At 58.9% G+C, this 14,704-nt stretch carries 15 protein-coding genes; 10 read left to right on the top strand and 5 right to left on the bottom strand.

The annotated features are described in order from the left end of the window. Positions 1–479: 479 nt before the first annotated feature. Positions 480–1,538: a hypothetical protein gene (locus NKH60_RS24650; protein WP_352451806.1), complete on the bottom strand. Its 1,059-nt coding sequence runs from the start codon at positions 1,536–1,538 to the stop codon at positions 480–482. A 241-nt stretch (positions 1,539–1,779) separates the two neighbouring features. On the opposite strand from NKH60_RS24650, the gene NKH60_RS24645 reads away from it, so the two are divergent. The 7 genes from NKH60_RS24645 to NKH60_RS24615 all read left to right on the top strand — a co-directional run bounded on the left by NKH60_RS24645 (position 1,780) and on the right by NKH60_RS24615 (position 8,795). Continuing rightward, positions 1,780–2,622: a S1/P1 nuclease gene (locus NKH60_RS24645; protein WP_352873648.1), complete on the top strand. Its 843-nt coding sequence runs from the start codon at positions 1,780–1,782 to the stop codon at positions 2,620–2,622. A 55-nt stretch (positions 2,623–2,677) separates the two neighbouring features. Then, positions 2,678–4,510 (top strand): gluzincin family metallopeptidase, encoded by a 1,833-nt coding sequence (locus tag NKH60_RS24640; RefSeq protein WP_352873646.1) that lies wholly within the window; start codon positions 2,678–2,680, stop codon positions 4,508–4,510. A gap of 59 nt (positions 4,511–4,569) precedes the next feature. Then, on the top strand, positions 4,570–5,835 hold the full coding sequence (locus tag NKH60_RS24635; RefSeq protein WP_352873644.1) for an MBL fold metallo-hydrolase: 1,266 nt from the start codon (positions 4,570–4,572) through the stop codon (positions 5,833–5,835). A 100-nt stretch (positions 5,836–5,935) separates the two neighbouring features. Continuing rightward, positions 5,936–6,853, top strand: a complete 918-nt coding sequence (locus NKH60_RS24630; protein ID WP_352873642.1) for an endonuclease/exonuclease/phosphatase family protein — start codon at positions 5,936–5,938, stop codon at positions 6,851–6,853. Positions 6,854–6,894: 41 nt separating this feature from the next. After that, positions 6,895–7,254, top strand: coding sequence for a hypothetical protein (locus NKH60_RS24625; protein ID WP_352873640.1), 360 nt, complete (start codon positions 6,895–6,897; stop codon positions 7,252–7,254). Positions 7,255–7,395: 141 nt separating this feature from the next. Then, the gene (locus tag NKH60_RS24620) at positions 7,396–8,298 is read left to right on the top strand and encodes a hypothetical protein (protein ID WP_352784346.1); all 903 of its coding nucleotides are present in this window, start codon (positions 7,396–7,398) and stop codon (positions 8,296–8,298) included. A 44-nt stretch (positions 8,299–8,342) separates the two neighbouring features. Continuing rightward, on the top strand, positions 8,343–8,795 hold the full coding sequence (locus NKH60_RS24615; protein ID WP_352784344.1) for a hypothetical protein: 453 nt from the start codon (positions 8,343–8,345) through the stop codon (positions 8,793–8,795). A gap of 14 nt (positions 8,796–8,809) precedes the next feature. On the opposite strand, the gene NKH60_RS24610 is transcribed toward NKH60_RS24615, so the two are convergent. The 4 genes from NKH60_RS24610 to NKH60_RS24595 form a co-directional block, all read right to left on the bottom strand. Next, entirely contained in the window at positions 8,810–9,268 is a 459-nt protein-coding gene (locus NKH60_RS24610; RefSeq protein WP_352784341.1) for a hypothetical protein, read from the bottom strand. Continuing rightward, on the bottom strand, positions 9,217–9,534 hold the full coding sequence (locus NKH60_RS24605) for a hypothetical protein (protein WP_352873637.1): 318 nt from the start codon (positions 9,532–9,534) through the stop codon (positions 9,217–9,219). Before NKH60_RS24605 ends, NKH60_RS24610 begins: the two co-directional genes overlap by 52 nt. 194 nt (positions 9,535–9,728) lie before the next feature. After that, positions 9,729–10,394: a hypothetical protein gene (locus tag NKH60_RS24600; protein ID WP_352784336.1), complete on the bottom strand. Its 666-nt coding sequence runs from the start codon at positions 10,392–10,394 to the stop codon at positions 9,729–9,731. Between the two features lie 290 nt (positions 10,395–10,684). Beyond that, positions 10,685–10,816, bottom strand: a complete 132-nt coding sequence (locus NKH60_RS24595) for a hypothetical protein (protein ID WP_352873635.1) — start codon at positions 10,814–10,816, stop codon at positions 10,685–10,687. 42 nt (positions 10,817–10,858) lie between these two features. Between NKH60_RS24595 and NKH60_RS24590 the strand changes: the two genes are divergently transcribed. The 3 genes from NKH60_RS24590 to NKH60_RS24580 all read left to right on the top strand — a co-directional run bounded on the left by NKH60_RS24590 (position 10,859) and on the right by NKH60_RS24580 (position 14,702). Beyond that, positions 10,859–13,264, top strand: a complete 2,406-nt coding sequence (locus NKH60_RS24590) for a UvrD-helicase domain-containing protein (RefSeq protein ID WP_352873633.1) — start codon at positions 10,859–10,861, stop codon at positions 13,262–13,264. Positions 13,265–13,421: 157 nt separating this feature from the next. Next, complete coding sequence (locus NKH60_RS24585) at positions 13,422–13,667, top strand: DUF6074 family protein (RefSeq protein WP_352784331.1); 246 nt, start codon at positions 13,422–13,424, stop codon at positions 13,665–13,667. A gap of 285 nt (positions 13,668–13,952) precedes the next feature. After that, positions 13,953–14,702 carry a PD-(D/E)XK nuclease family protein gene (locus tag NKH60_RS24580; RefSeq protein ID WP_352873631.1) on the top strand — a complete coding sequence of 250 codons (750 nt, stop codon included), beginning with the start codon at positions 13,953–13,955 and terminating at the stop codon, positions 14,700–14,702. Positions 14,703–14,704: the final 2 nt, after the last annotated feature.

Raw genomic sequence — 14,704 nt, 5'->3', positions numbered from 1 at the left:
TCGGTCGAACGGAGTTGCTGAGAGCTGCCTCAAGATCGTGCCAGTCTCGGAAGCCCCCGCCGCGGGCAACTGCTGCCTGGCATTTGTTCAACGGAAAAACGAAGCCGCTGTCCTCAAACAGCCGCTTCAACTCCTTTGCGCATTTCTTAGCGCCATCAAGTGTGGAATACACGCGAAGTCCTTCATCTCGGCCTTGTCGAGATGCGCTGCTCACCTCTTGCGGCCGGAATCAGGGTTCGGTCGCGAGAAAGAATACCCGTTGGACGACGGTCCTTCGCCATGGCAGCGGCCACGCCGATGATGGCGGCGCTCAACCAACAATATGCGAGTTGCTGAGAAGGTTCAATCCTGACCCAACCCTAGGGGCGGCTGCCGGACAAGCTGGCCGTGAAGATAGATCTTGACGGTCGTTCCTCTGATGCGTCGGAGTCGCGGTGACTACTTGCGTCGCTAAGAGCGTGCGCCGAGCTGACGGTTGTCTATCGACCCATCTTCATGAGCATCTCGTCCATTCGTTCAAAAAGCCGGTTCTCGGGCGGGTCCCCCGCATCCGCTCCCGTAAGCATGTGGCACAGATCGTCTAGGTTGATGACCAGTATGAACTTCCCATTCTCACGCAAGATCGTCTCGGCAGATTTCCGGGCGCTCTCATCGGCGCCTGATCGCGCGACCAGGATAGCGACCGTCCTGAGCCCTTTGGAGAAGAGATATTTTTCGGTGATTTGGATCTCAGCTTGACCAATCGGCTCATGATAGTTTTTCGCGTCGAAGACAATGTAGCGAGACGAGAAGTCGGCGGCGATCATAGACCAGAATGAACCGCGATCTGATTTGATCCGGCCAATCAAATCCATTCGGTTCAGCTTATCGTCGGTGCGCTGTTGAGAACTCAGATTGGAGAGTTCCGCCGCAAATAGAAACCGAATAGCCTGCTCGCAATATTTCTCGAAGTCGCTCCAACCTTCCTTGCCGGCTGGGATTTGACGGAGGCGCGAAGCGAGCTTCCAGCCTGTCGGCGATTGCGTGTCCACGTTGCCGCGAATGCCAGAATCACCGTCGAGGACAGTTTCTGAGACGAGCTCTTCGAGGGCGTCCGCGAGTGCGTCATCTTTCTCTGCCAACGACCTCAGAGTGCCCAGTCCCCAAATCTGAACTTCAGGTGCGGCGGTCGACTTGAGCTCCGCGAGGGCCTGGTCCGAAATGTCGAGGGATACGATGACAATCCCGCCATCGAAGCCCTCTGTTCTAACGATCCCATGGATGTGAGAAATCGCGTCTCTTACATGCCGCTGCCAATCTTTCTGCCAGCGGAACATCTTGAACTCGACGGCCAACTTTCTGACTGTCTCTTTCGGCGTAAACGTCAAGTCTGGAAGCGAACGGTAGAGTTCCCATTCTTCCTCGTCTGCTGGCTCTTCATCCGGCCGCGTTGCGGCCGCCAGGCCGACGTCCTCCTGCGCGAGAATGCGTAGCAATAGATCTTGCCAATCTCGATCGAGGTTGTGGGTCTCGATCTGCAGCTCTTTCATCTTCCCCATTGTGTCTCCTGCGTTTGTAAGCCTCTAAACCGCTACCCGAGTTCAGCAGCCCGCGAAGGCGTAGCTCGCGCTGAAACCCTCCATCCATCGGCATCGGTGTGGCTTGCTGTTGCGTCATGGCTGGATCGCAACTTCCGCAACCAAGCTCAAGTTTTTTCACCTCGTCCGTCGGCCTCAGGCCGTTGTCTTGCATCTGTCACAAAAAGGATGTCTTAATGTAGATCTTGAGGGGACGTGCATAATGCGGACACTTGTGCTGACAGCATTGGGTGTACTTGCGGCAACTCATACTGCGTTTGCTTGGGGGACCTCTGGTCATTCGATTGTTGCGGAGATCGCGCAGCATCGTTTGAACGACGCGGCCGCCGTTGGTGTCGAATCCATCCTGGGGCCGGGTACGTCACTCGCATCCATCGGTAGTTGGGCAGATGATGAACGCGCTCGAGACCGGAGAACGACCCGTTGGCATTTCGTCGAAATACCATCCGCCGCCGCAGCCTACGACGCGACTCGCGACTGCACACCCGACCCGGCGCTTGGTGATTGCATCATCGCAGCGATCGACCGGGAACTCGCGCTCGTCAGCTGTGCCACCGCACCAACGGAACAGCGGCAGCGGGCGCTGAAGTTCCTGGTTCACCTCATTGGAGGCCTCCATCAACCGTTGCACACGATCAAGGACGAACGCGGCGGAAACGGCATCGATGTCACGATAACCACCCTGGAGCGGGTGAACGGAGACCTACCGTTCAACACAAACCTGCACTCAACTTGGGACGCTGCTCTGATCGACAAGACCGGCTGGTCATGGGATAGCTATGTCGAGCGCCTCGAAACCGGTTGGCTCAGGACGGCTGACGCCACTGCCATTTCTGTCGGTACGACCACCGACTGGGCGAACGAGAGCCACCGCATCGCAGTCACACTGATCGCCAGCGTGCCGAACAACATAGTGCTGGATGATGCTTATCGGAACGAGAACCTTCCTCTGATCGACCACCAGCTGGGAACCGCGGGCCTTCGATTGGCGGAACTTCTCAACAGGGCTTCTCGACCAGCAGCTGCCTACCTAGTGATTGAGTAGACGCCGTTACGAAGCGTTTGTGAGGTGGCCGGAAAACTCCGGCACGGGAGGTGACATGCCAAGAGCGACGCAGGACTTGTCCATTTCCCCGGAGGCTCGGAGGCAGGTCTATGCGGCGCGCCGATACGTGCAGCGGGACGTACAGGAGGAACTGGACCTACGCATCCCGTTCGACGTCTATTTTCAGGACCCGGCCATCACGGCGTCGGACCAGAAGTTCGATTTCGCGGATGGATTTCTGGTGCCCTGGGAACCGGGGTTGGGCGATGGTCCAACCAGTGCACGATTCGTGGTGGTCGATTATGACGGCGGCACTGAGTCCTTCGCCGCGCCGGCGAAGTGGGATCCTCGGCGAAACGTTTTTCTCGACCAGAATGGCGATGAGGTAGACCGGAACAAGCTGAACACGCCTCAGTTCCACCAGGTGAACGTCTGGGCCACGCTGCAGAACGGACTTGATTACTTCGAGAACGGGTTTGGTTTGGGACGGCCAATTCGCTGGGGTTTCGAGGGCAACCGGCTGATCGTTGTTCCCCACGCCGGCTACGGCGAAAACGCCTACTACGATCGCGAGAGCAAGTCGCTCCAGTTCTATTATTTCGACCGACCTGCAGGCCGCGTTTTCACCTGCCTCTCAGCCGACATCATCAACCACGAATTCGGCCATGCCGTGCTCGATGGTCTACGTCCCTACTATAACGAGTCCGTGTTGCCCGAGACCGCGGGATTTCACGAGTTCATGGGCGATATGGCTGCGATCCTGATCGCCTTCCGCAACAATGCCTTCCGTGCCCAACTCGTCGCGAAAACAGAGGGCGACCTCGACAGCGAGAGTGCGCTGTCCAGCATTGCCGACGAATTCGGCAGACAAGTGAAGGATCGGCCTTACCTGCGTAGCGCTCTGAACAAGCAGAGGTTTGCTGACGTGAAAGACAGCCAGTCGCAACACTTCATGTCGGAGGTGCTGACCGGAGCCATATTTGACATCCTCCGCCGGCTGTCGCGATATTATATCGACGTTGAAAAGCTCTCTGTCGCAAAGGCATTCTGGTACACTGTGCGACGGATGCAAAACGTAGCAGTGCAGCCCCTCGATCTGCTGCCGCCCGTAGACGTCACCTTCAAAGATTATGCGATCGCCGTCCTGCGGGCAGAGGAGATCGCCAATCCGAGCGATCCGGACGGTCAGCGAGCGATGATGCTCGACGCGTTCATACAACGCGGGCTGATCGACGAGTCGGAGCGTGAAGAGCTTGGCCGAGCAAAGGTCACGTTCCGGCGTCTGCCTGTCGACATATTTCACGATGTCGAAACCATCGCGAATTCGCGGGCGTACGCCTACCGCTTCCTCGACGATAACCGTAAGTCGCTGCTTATCCCGTACACGGCAGACATTGTTCTTCCTGAGGTCACGACCGCGCAGAAGTTCACCATCGACGGGCGCCGACAGCCGAAGCAGGTCCTCGTCCAGTACGTCTGGCGCGAGGATGTCGAGCTCAACGGTGCTGAATTCGGCGCCTATGAAGGCCAGACCACAAGTCTGCTGTGCGGCGGCACAATCGCGCTTGATGAGAACGGCAACGTCCTTCACTGGCCGCGGAAGCCGGGTACCGGGCCACAGCTTGGCACGGGCCGGGACGCCGATGATGAGCTTGAGGAAGGACGAGAGCGCAGGGCGGCCTTCCTCTCGGCGTTGGCCCGTCGGATTGCGGCAGGGAGAATCAACAATCCGATTGGTGGGGAGGCTGGGCTGCTCGAGAAGAGCATAGCTCCTCTCGGCTCGCGCGTGATCGACGGCACGGTGCGCTTTCACCTGGCTCCGCATATCGGCCTCCATGACGATCGCGACGATGAAATGGGAGATGTGCAGTGGCAGATAAGCTCCTAGTCCGCGCCTACGACGTCGAGGTCGGCGACTGCATCTATTGCTGCATTCCCGGGGCGCGTGTGAAAGACGGTGCGGTCGACAACTTCCACATCCTCATAGACTGCGGTTCGAAGGGCCGGGCAGCGCTACTAAAGCGTGCGGTCGCAAATCTGAAAGAGATCCTGCCGGACGCCGGCGGTGGGCGGGTTCGGCTCGACCTTCTGGTCGCGACACACGAACATGCCGACCATATCAAGGGATTCGACCCCGAGGACTTCGACGGCATCCAAATCGAAAACATCTGGATGAGCGCGGCGATGAACGCGCAGCATCCTCAAGCCGAACACGCCTTTGCCCTCAACCGGCTTGCGACGCGGGCCATGCGCAATCTTGCGGCGAGGGACCTGTCCCTGAGCCCTGAGCTCCAAGGCCTCGTCGCCCTCTATGAGCTCGGCAATGACGGCGCGATGGAGGCGTTGCGAACCACGCTTCCGACCCGAAACGCAATCGAACCCAAATACGTCCATGCCGACATGACGGAAGATGAATTGGCGATCGAGACACTGCAGGGCGCCACTCTCAAGGTTCTCGGGCCCGAAGAGAATATCGACCTCTATTATCTCGGTGATGAAGGGGCGGAGATCGTTCACGCCTTCAATGAAACGACAGGTGCCCTGCGAACGCTCAGGGACGAGCCCCAGGTCAGGCCCGAGAGCATAAGCGGCTCCGATTTCCGGCGTCTGCGATCGCGGATGATGTCGGGACTGTTCGCGTTCACGCAGGAAAACGACAAAGTCATCAACAACACCAGTGTCGTTCTGCTGATCGAATGGAAAGGACGGCGCCTTCTGTTCGTCGGCGATGCAGAATGGACCAATACGTTCCGCCTTGGGCAGGGAAATGGTTCCTGGAACACAATGTGGAACACGCGGCCCGAACTTCTGGGCGAGCCGATCGATTTCCTCAAAATCGGCCATCATGGCAGCGAGAACGCCACGCCTTGGTCCAGCGGCGGAAACGGCGAAAGCGAGCCTGCCAGGATCCTGAATGCGATCCTTCCCCTTCCTGCCGATGGAGAGCAGCCAGCCGCGAAAGCGCTCGTGTCGACGGCACGAGGGAACACGTACCCAAGCATCCCGCGCTCCGAGCTTCTTGTCGAGCTCGGCAAGCGCGTCGGCAACGCTCGAAAGTATCTGGACAGCTTCGGTGCGGCCGGTGCCGCGAACCTGCCGCACTATGCGGACCGGGAGGAGCAGTGGCTCATGGAGGCACAACCGCCGCGAACGGACCTCGAGTGCATCCTCAGTGGCAAGACTTATGTGGATATCGAGATCGAAGCGGAGTGACCGCCCGGGCGTCGATCTGGGCCCGCGCAGCACCGCGGCGACCGTCCGTCGGCAACTCCTCGGATGACATGAACCGTCATTTTGGCAAAGGGAGGGTCACATGAAACCAAGATACATACATATCGGCAGCTGGAATATCGAACATTTCGGGCGAGTGGACGACTCACCGAACAATCAGTACGCCATCGCCGAGCACATCGAACTCTCCGGCGTCAGCATTTTAGCGATTCAGGAGCTCTACATCACGGATGATTTCCCAGCCGGCGGCCAACTTGGAAACAAGTTCCTCAGAGCCTCCTTAGATCTCGTCGAGGAGCACACCGGCAATCATTGGGAGTACGAAATCTTCCCGAATCGTGATCCGAGCGATCGAGAACAGCTTTGTGGCATCGCCTGGAACACGGCCCGCGTGACAAAAGTCGGCGACACCCTGCGCGTCAACGTGTCGAACCAGGTCGTCGACGACAACGGAGACAGGCTCTTCCTTTGGGACAGGCATCCGCATGCGGTGAAATTTGCGGCGAGGCCCGGTGAAGACGCAGCCATACAACTGACGGACTTCGTGGTGATACCGCTTCACATGAAGTCGAACGTCGGGCAACGCCACGTCGTGATGCGCACGCGATACCATGAAGCGCGCGAACTGACGGCGCAGATTGCCGCAATTGGCGATGCCTTCGATGAGCGTGATATCATCGTCCTCGGCGACACCAACTGCAAAAGGCGTGACGAAGGAGCGATTCAGGCCTTCATCGAGAGCGGCTTTGAAGACTTGAATGAAGACGACATCCCGACCTACGCGATCGGCAATGATGCTCCGTTCGACCGCATCTTTATCCCGCGCGGCGCCGAGCGGAAAACCTTCCGGTTTAGCCGCCAGTATATTCTGAGATCGGCAAGTCCCCTGGCGCATGATAAGTATCTTTCCGACCACTATCTGGTGAAAACCTCAATCGTGGTGCGGCGGGACGATGATTTTGGGAGCGCCGAAATTGCTGCTGCTGTGAGCGTAACCTAGTCCTGGCGAAGTCGGATCTCAGGGTATGGGGCAGGCGGTGCATGTTGGTTGATCGACGTGGAGGGGGCATGGGGAAGACACTCATTGCGATAGGTATTGCCATTCTCGCGATAGGCCTTCTTGTCACGTTCGCCCTGACACCGGAGGCCCTTCGCATCGTCGGCGATTTTGCGCGCATCGGATCGGGGTTCGACGGTGCCCTCCCGCTGCCTCCGGATGAAATCAACAACGCCATCAGCGAAGCCAATGCCATCGCGACCAGCGTGAATCAGGCGACCATTGAGACCAAATCCTGGGCACAATGGCTGTTGATGCTGGTCGTCGTGTTCGGAGCTGGAACGACGGTACTCGCTGGCCTGCAGAAGGCAATCCAATGGGACCGCGGGCCAGCATCCTGCTGACCCTTGCCATCGGTTTGCTCGGTGCAGGCGCCGCCGTCTCGACGTCCGGTGCAACTTATCTGAATGGCGTCGCCGATAGCCGTTTCGGCTGCGTGGACAACATTGAACAGGAGGCGGCCAAAACGCTCAGTTCGGTCAGAGATGAAACCGATGCACAGGCGGCGCGCCAATACCTTGATGACCTGCTCCGGTCTGCGAACCGTTGCAAAGCACGAAATGCTCGTACGAATTCTGACATTCGCCTCGTTGGCCCTAATTCTGGGCGTGGGCAACGCCGTCGCCGCCTGTGATTTTGCCCTGCGGAGCACCAAGGTGACAGATGCCCAAATCAAACGGGCGATCGAAATTGTCAACGCGGCCGTGCGCGATCCGGAACTGGTACTGTTTTTCTCGAATACGACGGAAGACAACGCGAGCAGCGATGAGATCCCCGTCCATCATATCAGGCCGGACCAGGCCAGGCCGGTCGTCGCGGAAGTACCCGCAGGCTGCCGGACGATTGTGATCAGCGGCGTGCATTTCGAGCGCAATTTCGCGGTTCTGTCCAAAGACAATGTGCTTATGCAGGACAAGCAGATTTCGATGCTCGTGTTCCTGCTACTGCATGAGCTGGGCCATATCGCGAACAGGCACTACGGTGCGTTCCTTCCGGCAACGGCCGACGCCGTGCCAAACAACGACGAGACCGAGGCGAAAGCGCGGGAGCGCCAAGCCGACGATTATGTTGCAACAATCCTGAAAAGGGAATTTAGCCGACTCGGAAACGGCAATCCGCCGATCGACAACTACGACCTCTATTTCGGCACCACCGAGGCGATCATGTTCCTGAGCAGCCTCTCCTTCGTGGTCTCGAGCGAGGCAACACTCGCCTGTTTCGGATGCCGCTCGCTTGGCGATCCCCGCATATTCTGGGATCATGGGCAGTCTCACCCGAATTTCGAATATCGATTGCTGCTCATAAATCACGCGATCAGCGCCACTCCCGAGTCGCAGGCATTGTTGGACAGCTATGAGAAAATGCGCAACGAGCTAAGTGCTCGCTAGCCGTTGTATTAGAAGCACTTGCGAGCGTTGAGTGATCAGGTCCGATGACCAACGAACTGCCGAAGTTCTCCCGGGTCGAGCTTGTGCTCGGGGAGCGGGTGGGAAAAGTGGCCTCCCCTCTGCTCAAGCAAGGCAGCATGACGCTCGAAGCGGCGTTGGCGGCTGCTTACCCCATCGCGGCGCGCCAGCTCATCGACGCTGGTGAAAATCCACAGGAGGTCGAGGCGGCCGTGGCCCGTCAGGTCGCGTCACATGGAATTCTGCCCGAGTACCAGACCTTTGCCATCTCTGAGGTACTGCACGCCGCGCTCTTGGACAGCTTCGCGGCGGGAAGCCCCTGCGGCGATCTCAGAAACAGAGAACTGTTACTGATCTCTGTCTCACCCGAGGGGTGCACTACACTATGTGTCCGGTACGTTCCGTCACCTATGCTCGGGTCGCTCACGTCTCGCCCGCCGGCTATGTCGGACGCGCGTCTCACGAGCATATCGGCATGAGTTGACGGCTCCAACTAACCTTCCAGCCGCCGAGCCAGCCTTTTGATCGCCACGCGATCAGAATCGACGATGAAGAAATACGGCGCCGGGTAGCGCTCAACGTAGGCTTCGGACACCCTGCCCTCACCGATCTCCGCGATGATCATGCCGATGGCGGGGTTGAAGCGCCGCAGCGACATTTGGCTTTCCGCATGCAGGGCAGGCACGTCCACCGAGTCCTTATCCAGGATGAGCCTGATCAGCTGCAGCGCGTCGGCAATCGGATCGCTTTCCATGCAGATCGGATCGAAGGTCAAGAAGAGGTCCGCGCCCACGTGTACGCGCGGCAAACGCCCGGAAATCGTGTGAGTAAGGCTCACGTAGTCGTCCTCGGCCAGCGCTTCGGCGAACTGATCCGTAGACCAGTTTGGAAAGGCTGCGATCAGCGCATCCTCATTGAGATGATCGGGTAGGCCATCGACCGAGTCTTGCATATCCATTTTCCCAGTGCCGATCCCTCCGAGGTCAGATCACCGACCGTCTCTGTTGGGGGCGGCATCGCCTCCTCCTCGGTCTGGTCCGCCGGTGGTGGCAGTGCTGCGTCCCCGAGCATATCGTCGATCCGTCGAACCACCTTTTTGCAGAGAGCGGCGAAGGCACGGACGTCGGCCGCCACCAGTTCAACGGTCTCGCCCAGCTTTGCCTCCTTGGCATGTTGCGCAAATTTGGCATCGACCACGCCGAGATTGTGTCCGATCAAGTGACGTTTCTGGATATTGAGTGAGGGACTGCAAGCTCCCCTGCGTCGAGTTCGGCGAACGGATCGAACGAGAATTCCTCGAAGCGCTTGCGGCCTTTGTCGATGTTCTGGAAATCGTTGCCGATCGGCTTGATCGGTGTCGACCCTGGGACACGGTTCTGAACGCGATAGGCATAAGCGACCTTGAGGGTTGCCTAGAAAGCAGTCAGCACATCTTCATGAGCATTGCCGAGCAGGCGATAGGCCAGTTCCTGCCGGTCCTTACCCTGGGATTCCGCCAGATCCACCTGCTGCCCGACCAACTCGGCCTCGCGAGCGAAGTGCAACGCCAGATTGGGCGCCCCGCAGTCGGGGCAAAACAGCGCAATCGCGAAGACACCATAGTCCCGCCCGCAGCAATCGCAGACCAGAAGGCGCATAAGATCACGGCGGCCGAAACGAGGGCGAGACTTGCTCCGGCGGGCTGCCGGCTTGTAGGTAATCGACTTGCTGCCTCGCGCCACACCGGCAAGCATGTCCGAAACCGCGTCCTGCATGTCCTGCAAGGCGGCCTGTTTCACAATCTTGACTGCAGCCTTGCGATCGTCCGGATGCATGAACTCTGCATCGTCGGCCCTGACGCCACTGTAGGGGCAGACGGTCCCCGGAGTGCCAGGAGCATATTTGATCCGGACGGCTCTATCAGGATCCGCAACAAATCCGACGACAGGGTCCCCGAGCACGAAATGCCGGGGGTGGGCCTCCGCATTGGGTGAGTAGCGATAGACTCTTCCATCAGGCGTCTTGGGCATTGGGATGGAGAGCTGCATCTTCGTGCGGGTACCGCCCGTGCGCATCTTTTCAAGTCGTCTCAGCTTCATCTTGCGCCTCACAAGAGACTCGCATCATCCAGAGATGATCTTGCCACGTGCGACCGCGATCGCCACAAAATAGTATTGCTGGCCAGCTCTGCTCGGCGTGACGACAACGCCATCGATGTGGCACCTAGTCCAGGATGTCTGGACGCACTCGAACATACCGGCCTGGTTTCTTCGCACGGTTTCTGCCGTCCGGACGCTGGAAGCTGACGCTCAATCGATCGACGCCGGGAATGGTACGACTGGTCTCGTCCGGCACCATCGATATGCCATGCATCGACGTAACCGCCATCTCAGTCAGCAAGGCCCTGCTGTGGCATTGCGTCGAGGTTCGATCCAGCCATCGGGTCGATAGTCTTGCCTGCCTGGGAGAACAGGCAGCGGTGCAGCTCGCGACCGACCTCTATGGTTTCGTCAACGCTCATCTGTTCGACCTCGTTGCCTCCGAGAGCGGCCGATTGAGCGAGGTGGACGCCCGGCTGCGGACGATCACGGAGCAGCAGCGGCAATACCTAGCCCACGCCGATCTCGCGAGGGTGATCGCGGCCGTGCCGGGCAAGGCTGCAGCTGCTTTGTCCCATCCGCTCTTCGATCCGGAAATGATGCCCTCGGGTCTAAAGGCCGCATTGCCGGCGTCCCTCGCGTTCCTCACGGACCCGAGCGTTCGCCACCGGTACAATGATGAGTTCGTTTCCGCGGAGCTCAGCAGATACCGATCATTCTTTGATGATCTCGACGGGCGATCCTTGTCCGACCAGCAGCGGGAAGCCTGCATCCGCTTGGAGGACAACAACCTGCTGGTCGCCTCGGCGGGCTCCGGAAAGTCCGCCACCATGGTCGGCAAGGTCGCATATGTCCTCAACAAGCAGCTCCATCGCCCCGACGAAATCCTGGTACTCGCCTTCAACAGGAGCGCCGCCGAGGAACTCAAGGGGCGGATTGCCCGTCAACTCGGCGTCGAAGCGGGGGAACTGAAATGCCGGGTGACCACCTTTCACGCGCTGGGGCGTAAGATCATCGAAGAGACCGAGGAACGGCCGCCCCAACTCGCCGACTGGGTCGAGCACCCGGCTGGTGAGGCGAAGGTGATCGAGAAGATCATCGAAGACTTGTTGGGCGTCGATCCGGAATTCGCCAGGCTCTGGATCGACCTTCTGGTTCTGCATCCCAAGGCCGATATCCCCGCCGAGGTCTTCGATACGAAGGCCGATCACGAACGCTACCTGTCGGTGCGGTGGCGAAATGGCAATGCCACCATCGGCACGATGGCCGGCGTCTACGTGAAGTCGCTTCAGGAGCAGACGATCGTCAACTGGTTATGGTTGCATTCTGTGGAATTCGAGTACGAGCGACAGATCGCGCTCGAAAACAAAAACGGTGCGATCAGGCACCTGCATCCGGACTTTTATTACACGGCCAGCCAAACGATTCACGAGCATCTGGCCATCAACGCCGACGGTTCGTCGCCCTTCGCCGACTACGTCGCCCATACCGAAAGCAAGCGGGCTTCGTATCGCGAGGCGGGGCTCGATGTGTTCGAGACCACGTCGGCACAAGCGAGTCGTGGATCGCTGGTCTCAGAGCTCGAAGCGGAGCTCGCCAAGCGCAGTATTCCGCTCCGGCGAAAGTGCTATACCGCCATCGTCCAGGCCCTCGAGCCGGTGGTGATCAAGCACTATCACAAGCTGATCGCGGTCTGCATCAAACACATCCGCGCCAGGCACCTAACCCTGGAGATGCTCGTCGAGCGCGCCGGATCGCTGCACGATAGCGCCCGCGCCAAGGATTTCGCCCGCGCGGTCTGGATCATTACCGAGGCCTATTCCCGCAAGCTGGAAGAAGCCAACCGCATCGACTTCGACTCCATGATTGCGAAGGCGACGCGCCTTGTGGAGACCGGCCGGTATCAGAGCCCCTACACCCTGATCCTCGCCGATGAGTTCCAGGATATTTCCGAGCCGAGTGCAAATCTCATCAAAGCGCTGAAGTACCAGAAACCTTTCACCAAGATATTTGCCGTCGGTGACGACTGGCAGTCCATCTACCGTTTTGCCGGTTCCAACATCACGATCTTCACGCAGTTCGAGGCGAATTTCGGGGCCAGCTGGCAAGGTCGCCTCGAGCAGACCTATCGCTGCAACCAGTTCATCGCCGAGACTGCCGCGAGCTTCGTGCAGCGCAATCCCGCGCAGCTGAAAAAGTCGGTGCATTCGACACGGCCGGCGATCGCTCGATCGATCCGCGTCATTCCGGTCGCGAGCGACCGCGGCAAACCCGACTTTGGCGAAGCCTGTAGGCGGCTGCTGAAGCGCCTCGACATTTTCCTCGGTGGTATCTCAGAGCAATGGCGGAACGATGGGCGCCAGAAGCTCAAAGTGATGGTGCTCTGGCGCTACAACCAGCTCGACCCGTTCAAGAGCGCAAAGCCTGGTTTCGAAAACATCGACGTCTCGGGACTGTCGTTCCATCGTGCCAAGGGGCTCGAGGCCGACTACACAATCTTGCTCGATATCAGCGAAGGCGATTACGGGGTGCCAAGCCGGATCGAGGACGACGAACTGCTGAACTTGGTCATGCCGCGACCGGAGACATTTGAATATGCCGAAGAACGGCGTTTGTTCTATGTCGCCCTAACCCGCGCCAGCCGCGGCGTGTTCCTGCTCGCCAACAGCCGCGAACCATCTCGATACATCCGCGAGCTCTCCGAGATTGCCGGCGACAACCTGCGCTTCGAGACCATTGACGGCGACCTTCTACGTCAATGTCCCACGTGTCGTGCCGGCTACATCGTTGAGAGAACCGGGCCCGCCAATCGCCGGTTTCTCGGCTGCAGCCAGTTTCCGAACTGCGATCACACAGCGCCTGCGAAATGACGATCAGTGTAAGACCGAATGCCCTATTCGCGGCACCGTCCACCGAGCGTAGCGGACGCTGTATTCCATTGCTGGCCACCGTCAGAAAAAAGCGCTGTTAACCAAATTTTTTAACCCGCCAATGCTTATTCGCGAGATTGAAGGGGTGAGGTGATCGATGTGTGATTCAAACATAAGCGCGTTTCCGCTGCATCGGCGGCGGAAATTGGTCGAAGGTATCGCCCAAGTCCTGGAATCCAAGAACGGGGATGACGCGAATGCCTTCTGGCGCAGCACCGCCAAGACAATTCTCGTTCAACTGTCCGAACCAGGAATTGCACCTGGGCTGGCCGAACAGGAAGTTGGAACGCTTCTTCATGCTGTCTTAGGCGAAATAGCCACCCGCAGTGCTTCGCGCGCATGATTTCGATGACCGCGGCGATCTTTTCATCCGCATTGAGAAACCTTGCATTTGGCGGATGCAGTGGCGCTACCATAGCGAGCCCCCCGGGTGTCTCCATGGGCAATTCTTTCGTCGTGAGCACGAATGCTATTGTGCAAGTTCCGCAGCTGTGCTCTCGGGCGAGATACGGTTCCACATCGAGTATATCCGGCGGTCATCCATGGGCCTTTGCCGAGTTTCGGGATGCGTTCGCGATCAAGGACGAGTGGGAAAAGCTGGCGGCGAGATTTGCCGAGCGTACGGCTGATGCCTGAAGATCCGCAGCCCTCTGCGTCATTTGCACGGCTCGCTTCATTTCTGAAGGACTGGCGCAAGAACCTGAAGCCGCACAGAACAGTCGACGTCGAGAATTTGCGCGATATCCTCCTCCGGATTCGATCGGGGTTGAAAGCCAACCACCGCGCCCTAGTCTCGGCCCCTGAAACGCTCGTGCCAGCGCAACTCGACCAAGTGCTGAGCGCACTGTCGCCCGCGCTGCTACAGGCCCGGCAGCGCGGCGACGCAATCGACGTCTGGTCTGTCGCGGGGTTGGGTCGCAACGAGGTCCGTACAGCGAGGGTTCTAACTTGGCTGCTCGATCCCGGTGGCTCTCACGGGGCTGGGGATGCCTACCTGATTGAGATTTGGAACCGCATCGGCGGGACGCGCAAGGCGGGCTTCCTGCTCAGGGATGTTCAAGGTGCGGTTCGTGAGAGCTATCCGCTTGGCAATGGGGATCACCGTGTCGATATCGAGATTACGGGTGCGAACTTCCTCCTGTTCCTGGAAGTCAAGATTGACGCGCTTGAAACCAAAAGGGACCAAGTAGCTCTATACGCGCAGTTGGCAGCCACAAAGGCGGCGAGCCTTCGCAAGCAGCATTGGGCCGTCCTATACCTCTCAGAAACATCGCCCTCAGATCCCACAAATTGCATCCAGCTTCGGTGGGCAGACGTTTCGAGGGCGATCAAATCCGTCGCGCGAATCTTGGCGCGGAAACCTTCTCCACGCGACTAGCG

Origin of the sequence: Mesorhizobium sp. M1006, from assembly GCF_040318825.1 — a bacterium.
Classification (GTDB): Bacteria; Pseudomonadota; Alphaproteobacteria; order Rhizobiales; family Rhizobiaceae; genus Mesorhizobium.
The sequence above is the reverse complement of the archived record's forward strand: the minus strand, read 5'-3'. Positions and strand labels throughout refer to the sequence as shown.

Bases quoted from the DNA above. Each gene is read 5' to 3' on its own strand.
- NKH60_RS24620 (WP_352784346.1), top strand. From the start codon at position 7,396: ATGAAACCGATGCACAGGCGGCGCGCCAATACCTTGATGACCTGCTCC.
- NKH60_RS24585 (WP_352784331.1), top strand. From the start codon at position 13,422: ATGTGTGATTCAAACATAAGCGCGTTTCCGCTGCATCGGCGGCGGAAA.
- NKH60_RS24650 (WP_352451806.1), bottom strand. From the start codon at position 1,538: ATGGGGAAGATGAAAGAGCTGCAGATCGAGACCCACAACCTCGATCGA.
- NKH60_RS24600 (WP_352784336.1), bottom strand. From the start codon at position 10,394: ATGAAGCTGAGACGACTTGAAAAGATGCGCACGGGCGGTACCCGCACG.
- NKH60_RS24625 (WP_352873640.1), top strand. From the start codon at position 6,895: ATGTTGGTTGATCGACGTGGAGGGGGCATGGGGAAGACACTCATTGCG.
- NKH60_RS24645 (WP_352873648.1), top strand. From the start codon at position 1,780: ATGCGGACACTTGTGCTGACAGCATTGGGTGTACTTGCGGCAACTCAT.
- NKH60_RS24615 (WP_352784344.1), top strand. From the start codon at position 8,343: ATGACCAACGAACTGCCGAAGTTCTCCCGGGTCGAGCTTGTGCTCGGG.
- NKH60_RS24595 (WP_352873635.1), bottom strand. From the start codon at position 10,816: ATGAGCGTTGACGAAACCATAGAGGTCGGTCGCGAGCTGCACCGCTGC.
- NKH60_RS24630 (WP_352873642.1), top strand. From the start codon at position 5,936: ATGAAACCAAGATACATACATATCGGCAGCTGGAATATCGAACATTTC.
- NKH60_RS24580 (WP_352873631.1), top strand. From the start codon at position 13,953: ATGCCTGAAGATCCGCAGCCCTCTGCGTCATTTGCACGGCTCGCTTCA.
- NKH60_RS24640 (WP_352873646.1), top strand. From the start codon at position 2,678: ATGCCAAGAGCGACGCAGGACTTGTCCATTTCCCCGGAGGCTCGGAGG.
- NKH60_RS24610 (WP_352784341.1), bottom strand. From the start codon at position 9,268: ATGCAAGACTCGGTCGATGGCCTACCCGATCATCTCAATGAGGATGCG.